The following is an 8,650-nucleotide window of genomic DNA, read 5'->3' as shown; positions in this document are numbered from 1 at the left end:
TGGTTTGAAGCCTTTTCCCTGTAAAAGACCAATGGTAAGCTTTCCACCTTCTGCTAACTGAAGATATAAATCTGATAATGCTCTTTTCTGAGGTGCAGTTATTGGAGCAAAAACAAGTCTGCTAGGTGCTATAACCTGTGCTCTTAAAGAATATTCTCTGCCTCTATCTACAAGGAATCTTGCAAAGGCAAAGCCTCTTATCTTGTCATTTACTGATATATCAAGAGTTGGTACGTGCAGTTCAAATGCAGGAGTTGCGCTTTGATACATGCAGGCTGCCTTGAAGGTAAATTTGTTTGTCAGTGAATTATGAATAGTTATACTTGCCTGACGGTTTTCTATTGTTCTGTCAAGCTCGATAATCTTAGCTGCAGATCCCTTTGTAAAGGAATATGATCCTGAATCATATATTCGCCATATATATGAAGATGATATAGACCAGCCTGATGTCATGACAGCACTGACAGGAGCTGAGACAAAAGGTAGAGCTAAAAGCAGATGTTTAAAAAAATTCTTGCACTTCATGCCTTTATTCTAATATAGATTTTTAATTCTTTGAAAATAAAAAATTCAAATATGTTGGCTTTTGTGAAGGTAGAAACACATATACAGAAATAATCGTTCTTTTAATTGTTTCAAACATTTAAAAAGCGGGCTTATGCCCGCTTATTTAAGATAACTTATAAGATTTTACTCTTAGTAAAGAATACGGCACTTTAATGTACCTTCAATCTTCTTAAGCTGTGATACTACAGATGCTGGATCTGCTGAGTGAATATCCATAACAACGTAGCCGATATCAGCATTTGTCTGCAGATACTGAGCTGCAACGTTGATGTTTTCCTTTGCAAAGATCTCATTGATCTGACGCATTACACCAGGAACATTCTTATGAATGTGAAGAAGACGTGATACATCCTCACGAATTGCAGGTAGTGAAACCTCAGGGAAGTTTACAGCAGTAAGGGTTGAACCGTTATCTGAGTATAAAGCAAGCTTTTCAGCAACCTCAGTACCGATGTTACGCTGAGCTTCCTCAGTACCAGCACCGATGTGTGGAGTAAGAATTACATTATCAAACTCACGAAGAGGAGTTACAAACTCTTCACCGTTCTTTGAAGGCTCCTTTGGATATACGTCAACAGCTGCACCTGCAACCTTACCTGAACGTAAAGCATCAGCAAGAGCATCGATATCTACAACAGTACCACGTGATGCATTAATGAAGCGAACTCTGTCCTTCATCTTTGCAAACTGCTCTGCACCGATCATACCTTTGGTATTTGCAGTCTCAGGAACATGCAAAGTTACGATATCAGACTGAGCTAATAACTCATCTAATGTTTCAACCTGCTTTGCATTACCTAAAACCATCTTGTTCTCTGTATCATAGAAGATAACAGAAAGACCTAAAGCTTCAGCAAGAATACCAACCTGAGTACCGATATGACCGTAGCCAATGATACCTAGTGTCTTACCACGAGCCTCATGACAGCCTGTTGCTGACTTATCCCAGCCGCCTCTGTGTAACAGAGCATTTCTTGCAGGGATATCACGAAGTAACTGTAAGTATTCACCAGTTACAAGCTCTGCAACAGAACGTGTATTTGAGAAAGGAGCGTTAAATACTGGAATACCAAATTCAGCTGCTGCCTTTAAATCAACCTGGTTAGTACCGATACAGAAACAACCGATACCGATTAACTTCTTAGCGTGGGATAAAACCTCACGGGTAAGATGAGTACGGGAGCGAATACCGATAAAATGGACATTCTCGATTTTATCTAAAAGCTCCTGACCATCTAAAGCTTTCTTCAGGTACTCAACAGAGGTATAACCTGACTTCTTTAAAGCCTCAACAGCACTAGGATCAACACCCTCTAATAACAGGATTTTAATCTTTGATTTTTCTAAAGATAATGATGGATGCATGATTTCCTCTTTTTTTACTTGGTACAAGCAAAAATGCCCAGCACTATCGCTGGGCACTATTAACTATTTAGCCTGATTCTTCTTTCTGCGCTCAAGCACTGCCTGATTCAGAATCTCACAGATTTCCTCTGTATCATCTATATTGATACATGCATCTGTAATTGACTGACCGTATACAAGGTTACGTAAATCCTTTGGCAGATCCTGACGACCTTCAACAAGATTTGATTCAAGCATTAAACCGAAGATGCGGTTATCACCGTTTGCAATCTGATTTGCAACATCCTTTGATACATCAACCTGCTTCTTAAACTGCTTGTTTGAATTTGAGTGAGAAGCGTCAATCATAACCATAGGCTTTAAGTTTGCCTTAGCAAGAGCCTGACAGGTCTTCTCAACATCAGCAGCTGAGTAGTTAGGCTCATGGCCACCACGTAAAATTACGTGACAGTCTTCGTTACCCTTTGTATGAACAATAGCAACGTGGCCCATCTTTGTTACAGACATGAATGTATGCTCATTCTCAGCAGCGATAGTAGCATCAATAGCAATCTTAACTGAACCGTCGGTTGCATTCTTGAAACCGATTGGGCAGCTGATACCTGAAGCTAACTGTCTGTGCAGCTGAGATTCAGTTGTTCTAGCACCGATTGCACCCCATGAAATGAAGTCATCAATGTACTGAACTGTAATTGGATCTAAAAACTCGGTTGCAGCAGGCATGCCAAGTGAGTTGATATCACATAAAAGCTTACGGGCAATTCTTAAACCGCTGTTGATATCATGTGAATCGTCGAGGCTTGGATCGTTGATTAAGCCTTTCCAGCCAACAGTTGTGCGTGGCTTTTCAAAGTATACACGCATGATGATAACAAGCTGCTTTTCATACTTCTGACGAAGCTTCATCAGACGGTTAGCATAGTCAATTGCAGCCTGAGTATCATGTACAGAACATGGGCCTGCAATAACAACTAGACGATCATCAACACCGTTGAAAACATTATGGATATCAGTTCTTGCCTTTGAGACAACCTGATTTGTAAATTCTGTTGCTGGGAATTTCTCTATTACAGCAATTGGAGGTAGCACCTGGTACATTTCACTAATTCTCGTATCTACAATACCGTGCCCTGCCTCATTAGGCGGGGTCAGGTTTAAATTCTTATCAATGGTCATATAGCATTCCGCCTAATTATTTAAAAAGAATAAAATCGCCAGTAATAAGATACACCTGCTTTCTGTGACTTTAACATGCACTTAGTTGAGTCAATAGATAACATTGTGTTTTTCATATCTTTATTACTGTTCACGATAGTTTCCTAAAAAATAAAAAATGGTAATTTCCATTACCACAAAAAAAATAAAAACGTTCCTAATTATAATGACGATCAGTGTTAATAATCAATACTTGAAAGGAAATTATATCGCCATCTTTTACCTTAAAGGTCAAGGACCAAAGTTACAGGACAGTGATCAGATCCAGTGACAGTTGTTTCAACTCTTGCATCCTTAATGCAGTCTTTAAGTTCATCAGATACAAAGAAATAATCAATTCTCCATCCGATGTTCTTAGGTCTTGCAAATGACTTGTAGGACCACCAGCTGTATACATCCTTTACATCACCGTTTACAAATCGGAATGTATCGATATATCCGTTATTTACAAGCTTATCTAAAAAAGCGCGCTCATTTGGCAGGAAACCTGTGTTTTTCATATTTGTCTTAGGTCTTGCCAGATCGATTTCTCTGTGAGCGATATTAAAGTCACCACATACGACAATAGGCTTATCCAATCGAAGTTTTTGCGCATACTCAAAGAAAGCATCAAAAAAAGCCATCTTGTATGGAACTCTTTTAAACTCACCTGTAGGTTTACCAGATTCATCTAGAATTGCTGCACCGCCATTTGGGAAATAACCGTTGAAAAAATGGAATTTTTCAAACTCAAGATGAACTATTCTTCCTTCACCTTTAAACTCCTCATATGGAAGTTCAAGCTCCACGCTTAGCGGTTTTATTTTTGTAAATACAGCTGTGCCTGAATAACCTTTTTTAACAGTTGATGAACAAAAAAAGCTGTCATAACCATCTTTTATTCTTATTGAATCGTCAAGCTGGCTTTCATCTGCCTTGGTTTCCTGAAAACCTATGATGTCATAATCAGTATTTGTAAACCAGGAAAAACCTTCTTTTTGGGAACAGGCTCTAATTCCGTTCACATTCCATGAGCTTAAAGTAATTGTCATTGATTTATAAGTCCTTGTATATCCATTGATGTTCCACCACCTAAGGCAGTAATAAGATCAACAGACTTTGTAAGTCTTGAAAGCTTTGCCTCAAGGTAATTTATCTTGGCGGTACGCTTGTTGTCAGCAGATGTAATAAAATCATTTAAGGATACTAATCCTGATTGATATCTTTCAAAATATCTTCTGTAATTATTCTCAGCAAGAGTTAATGACTCCTCACTAATCTTGAGATTTCTGCTGCAGTAATCTAAAGCTGCTATGTTGTCATAAACCTCTGATACAGCATTTATATATCCGTCAACAAATGTAAGCTCTGCAATCTGTATATCTGTCAGAGCCTGCTTTCTTTTGATATTAAGAGAATTGAAGTTTAAAAAAGGCATGGTTATGGCAGCACCTAGTGTTGCAACAGGATTTTCAAGGAATCTGAAAAATGTATCTGTATCTCCTGAGGATAAGGACGCCTTTAAGGTAAAGTCTGGGAAGAAATCCATCTTTGCCTTGTTGTAAAGAGCATACATTTTTCTTAGATTTGCTTCATTCTTTTTAAGATCAGGTCTGTTTTCTAAAAGTTTTGCAGGAACTGACAGTGAAAAATCCATTATGCTGCTATCTTCAAGATTTGATGTTTCAATTCTTTCAATAACAGTATTTCCTAGCAGTACATTAAGTGCATTTGATGCATTCTTAAGATTCTGAACTCGTGAGAACAGCTGCTTTTTAACCTTCAGATGATTTATTTTTGCATCGTCAAGATCAAGAGAGTCAGCAGCACCTGCACTGTACTTATTCTCAACAAGTTTCAATCTTGTTTCACTGTCAGCCAAATCTTCTTTTGCAATCTTTAATGCCTGTCTTGCAAAGGCAAGATTCCAGTACGCCTTGAGCGTTGTTGCAATAACAGTATTTCTCATCGAGAGATAATCATATGCTGTTGCATTAAATGACTGCAGTGCAGCATCATCTGATGCTTCAAGCTTTGAGAACAGATCTACTTGATAGGATGCAGAGAAATTAGCAGAAGATCGTTTTACAGAATGATCATGATAATCAGTACGTCTGCTGCTTGATGATGATAAGCTTCCTGATAAATCAATATTATGATCTGTTGATACAAGATCAATATTTAACAAAGCTTTTTTTACATTTAGATATGATGATTTCAATGAGATGTTGTTCAAAAGTGCTTTTTTGACTATCTCATTGAGCTTCTCATCATTAAAAGCAAGATAATAGTTCTCCTCTATCAAAGGTCCGTTATAGCGAGAAGAGCCTTTAAAAAATGACTCTTTTGCAAATTCAGGCTCTTTGTAATATGTAAAAAAAGTAGAACAAGAAGCTAATAAAAAAGGAACGAATGCAAATGAAAGTGCAACTGATGCTTTTTTTAACATATAACTCCTTATGTTCTTATTCTTTACATCTATTCAGCAGACAGAGTCTCATCAAGATAACAAGACCAATCCTTCATTTTTACATTGAATGTTTTTTCAAATTTGTCACAGCTCATTCTTGAATCATTTGGTCTTTGAGCTTTTGCACCAAACTCTTTTTGAGTTGTCATTAAAACATCTACTCGATGATCAACCAACCCAAGTTTTGTAGCTCTGTCTATAATTACTTTTGCAAAATCATTTCTGTTGATTGCAGGTGTACAGCAGTAATTATAAATACCAAAGTCATCAAAGTCTGTTTTGAAAATCAGATTTGAGATCATGCCAATATCTTCAGCTAAAGCTCTTGCAGATGTTGGATTGCCAAGCTCGTCTGCAACGACCTTTAAAGAATCTCTTGTTTTTGCAAGATTTCTCATTGCCTTAACAAAATTCTTACCATAGCGACCGAAGATCCAAGATGATCTTAAAATTACATATTTACAGCCGGATTCTAAAATAAATCTTTCGCCAAACAGTTTTGTTCTGCCATACTCACAGTGGGTAGCAACCTCATCATTTTCCGTATGCTCTTTTTGTGTATTATTGTCATAAACATAATCAGTGGAAATATGAATAAGAGGAATGTCATAGTTTCTGCACTCTCTTGCTAAAAGCTTTGGACCTAAAGCATTTACAGCATAACAAAGTTCTTTTTCATCCTCTGCCTTATCAACAGCAGTATAAGCGGCACTGTTAATAACAAGATCAATCTTTGTTGATTCAAATAAGGATGAAATCTCCTGCTCATTTGTAATATCAAGATCACTGTGAGAGCATGCTATTACCTTAAAGCCTTGCTCTAAAAGAACCTGATTGAGTTCAAGACCGACCTGACCTTTTGCACCTGTAAGTAAAACTAATGGCATTTTTATTCCTAAGAAAGTTTATGCATGGATGTTACAAGATTTCTTACAACAGAATATGCCTTATTAAATGAGGATACTACAAGGCATTCATACGGACCGTGACAGTTAAGTCCACCTGTGAATATATTAGGAGTTGGAAGTCCTCTGTTTGAAAGATTTGAGCCGTCAGTGCCGCCTCTTACATTATTTAGTGAAACTTTAACTCCAGCATCTTTGTAAGCATCTTTAATTAAAGAAATATAATCCTCATGATCCTTTAAAACGTCCGCCATATTAGCATACTGGAAGGTAAATTTGGCATCTACTGTATCTTTTGAGTATCTGTTATTTAAAAAGGATATTATTGACCTTACAGTTTCAAGCCTCTGTTCCATGCCTTCTTTTGTAAAGTCTCTTATTATCATTTTTAGTGTTGCACTATCTGTAGAGCCTGACAGATCATGTATATGATAAAAACCTTCATCACCTAAAGTTGTCTCAGGTCTTTGCGATGCTGGGAGCATATTTATAAACTCATTTGCAATCATAAGTGCATTGTGAAGAGTCTTGTATGCAACTGCAGTATGAACACTTCTGCCTTTAAAATTGACAATTGCGCCATAGGCATTGAAAGTTGCAATATCAAGCTCACCTTCTTTTGTACCATCAACAGTTACGCCGTAATTGCAATCAATATCAGAAACACTTAGATGATCTGTTGATTTGCCAATTTCCTCATCTACCGAAAAAATAATCTTCAATGGTCCGTGCTTAAGATTCGAATCCACACAGATTTCATGCATCAGTCGAAGTAGTATTGCAATACCTGCCTTATCATCTGCACCTAAAAGTGTATTACCATCTGTAACAATGATGTCCTGACCTTTAAATTCCTTTAATGCACAAGATACACTGTCATCTATTACAAGGGAGTTTGCAAGTCTTATTCCACTGCCATCATAATTCTTTACAAGAGCAGGCTTTATATCTGCACCAGATTTATCAGGTGCTGTATCCATATGAGCAAGAAGACAAAGTGATTTTACATTTTCCATCCCCTCACTTGCAGGTATAGAGACACTAACTACACCGTTATTATCCTGCACGCCTTTAAGACCTAGCTTATTGATAGCAGAAAGAAGATAGGCGCCGAATCTTAACTGTCCTACTGATGATGGTACAGTTGTTGAATCAGGATCGGCCTTAGTATCATATGAGATAAGCTCACAAAATGTATTTACAAGAGGATCTACTCCACATAGATTTTCAAGATCCAGAACTGAACTTTCCTGCATATAAACTCCTTATTCTCTTGCCAATGCATCTATAGGATTGAGTCTTGCCGCCTTTCTTGCAGGGGCATAGCCAAAGGCCACACCGATTGCCATGGATGTAACAACAGCAACAATGATTGATCCTATTGAAAATGATAACGGGATTGCAGGGGCAAGATAAAAAAGAACCAAACCTGTAAGCAAGGATAGACTTACACCTAGAAGACCGCCTACAATACAGACCGTGACAGATTCAATTAAAAACTGAGACATTATATCCCTCTCTCTTGCACCAACAGCCATTCTGATTCCGATTTCCCTGGTGCGCTCTGTAACAGATACAAGCATGATATTCATAACACCTATACCGCCAACTAATAAAGAGATGACTGCAATTGCAGATATAAGAACCGTAAAGGTTCCTGTTGTCTCTGATATGGATTTCATGATGGTATCAGAACTCATCATAAAAAAGTCTTTTCTTCCATGTCTGTTTTTCAAAAGTGAGGTAATAGATGCCTCTGCTACAGCAGGAGAGAAACCATCCTTTGTTCTTACAATTATAGATGAAATATAGTTCTGTTTTATGATTCTGTTCATCAGCGTTGTATAAGGAACATAGATGTTAAGACTGTCACGTCTTGTAAAGGCAATTTCCTTATCTGTAAGCACACCGACAACAGTTATAGGTTTACCCATCACAAAGATCCTTTTTCCTATAGGATCTTCAAATGGGAACAAGGTGGTCTTTGTCATATTGTCAATCACACCTATCTGTGGTGCCATAACTGACTCATATGAATTAAAGAATCTGCCTTTTGCAATCTGCATACCATATACTCTAAAGTACTCATCTGATACGCCCATAACAGTTGCTGTAGCATCAATATTTCCTTTTTGTACAAGTCCGCTGT

At 37.5% G+C, this 8,650-nt stretch carries 8 protein-coding genes; all 8 read right to left on the bottom strand.

Translation table 11 applies throughout. The features are described from left to right. Window positions 1-525, bottom strand: a 525-nt coding sequence (locus ACJML3_RS09745; RefSeq protein ID WP_406022773.1) for a hypothetical protein, incomplete at its 3' end; no start/stop codon positions are given. A 171-nt stretch (window positions 526-696) separates the two neighbouring features. Then, complete coding sequence (serA, locus tag ACJML3_RS09740) at window positions 697-1,932, bottom strand: phosphoglycerate dehydrogenase (RefSeq protein WP_406022771.1); 1,236 nt, start codon at window positions 1,930-1,932, stop codon at window positions 697-699. Window positions 1,933-1,995: 63 nt separating this feature from the next. Continuing rightward, window positions 1,996-3,108: a 3-deoxy-7-phosphoheptulonate synthase gene (locus ACJML3_RS09735; RefSeq protein ID WP_406022769.1), complete on the bottom strand. Its 1,113-nt coding sequence runs from the start codon at window positions 3,106-3,108 to the stop codon at window positions 1,996-1,998. Window positions 3,109-3,371: 263 nt separating this feature from the next. Then, on the bottom strand, window positions 3,372-4,178 hold the full coding sequence (locus ACJML3_RS09730; RefSeq protein ID WP_406022767.1) for an exodeoxyribonuclease III: 807 nt from the start codon (window positions 4,176-4,178) through the stop codon (window positions 3,372-3,374). Continuing rightward, entirely contained in the window at window positions 4,175-5,575 is a 1,401-nt protein-coding gene (locus ACJML3_RS09725; protein ID WP_406022765.1) for a TolC family protein, read from the bottom strand. The genes ACJML3_RS09730 and ACJML3_RS09725 overlap by 4 nt, the downstream gene beginning before the upstream one ends. 29 nt (window positions 5,576-5,604) lie before the next feature. After that, on the bottom strand, window positions 5,605-6,483 hold the full coding sequence (gene rfbD, locus ACJML3_RS09720; RefSeq protein ID WP_406022763.1) for a dTDP-4-dehydrorhamnose reductase: 879 nt from the start codon (window positions 6,481-6,483) through the stop codon (window positions 5,605-5,607). Window positions 6,484-6,491: 8 nt separating this feature from the next. Beyond that, on the bottom strand, window positions 6,492-7,757 hold the full coding sequence (gene pepT, locus ACJML3_RS09715; protein WP_406022761.1) for a peptidase T: 1,266 nt from the start codon (window positions 7,755-7,757) through the stop codon (window positions 6,492-6,494). A gap of 9 nt (window positions 7,758-7,766) precedes the next feature. Continuing rightward, window positions 7,767-8,650: ABC transporter permease (locus ACJML3_RS09710; RefSeq protein ID WP_406022759.1), on the bottom strand; the 884-nt coding region annotated here is incomplete at its 5' end.

Source organism: Succinivibrio sp., assembly GCF_045124615.1.
GTDB lineage: Bacteria > Pseudomonadota > Gammaproteobacteria > Enterobacterales > Succinivibrionaceae > Succinivibrio > Succinivibrio faecicola.
The sequence above is the reverse complement of the archived record's forward strand: the minus strand, read 5'-3'. Positions and strand labels throughout refer to the sequence as shown.

Coding starts and splice junctions, on each gene's coding strand:
- serA (WP_406022771.1), bottom strand. CDS start 1,932: ATGCATCCATCATTATCTTTAGAAAAATCAAAGATTAAAATCCTGTTA.
- ACJML3_RS09735 (WP_406022769.1), bottom strand. CDS start 3,108: ATGACCATTGATAAGAATTTAAACCTGACCCCGCCTAATGAGGCAGGG.
- ACJML3_RS09730 (WP_406022767.1), bottom strand. CDS start 4,178: ATGACAATTACTTTAAGCTCATGGAATGTGAACGGAATTAGAGCCTGT.
- ACJML3_RS09725 (WP_406022765.1), bottom strand. CDS start 5,575: ATGTTAAAAAAAGCATCAGTTGCACTTTCATTTGCATTCGTTCCTTTT.
- rfbD (WP_406022763.1), bottom strand. CDS start 6,483: ATGCCATTAGTTTTACTTACAGGTGCAAAAGGTCAGGTCGGTCTTGAA.
- pepT (WP_406022761.1), bottom strand. CDS start 7,757: ATGCAGGAAAGTTCAGTTCTGGATCTTGAAAATCTATGTGGAGTAGAT.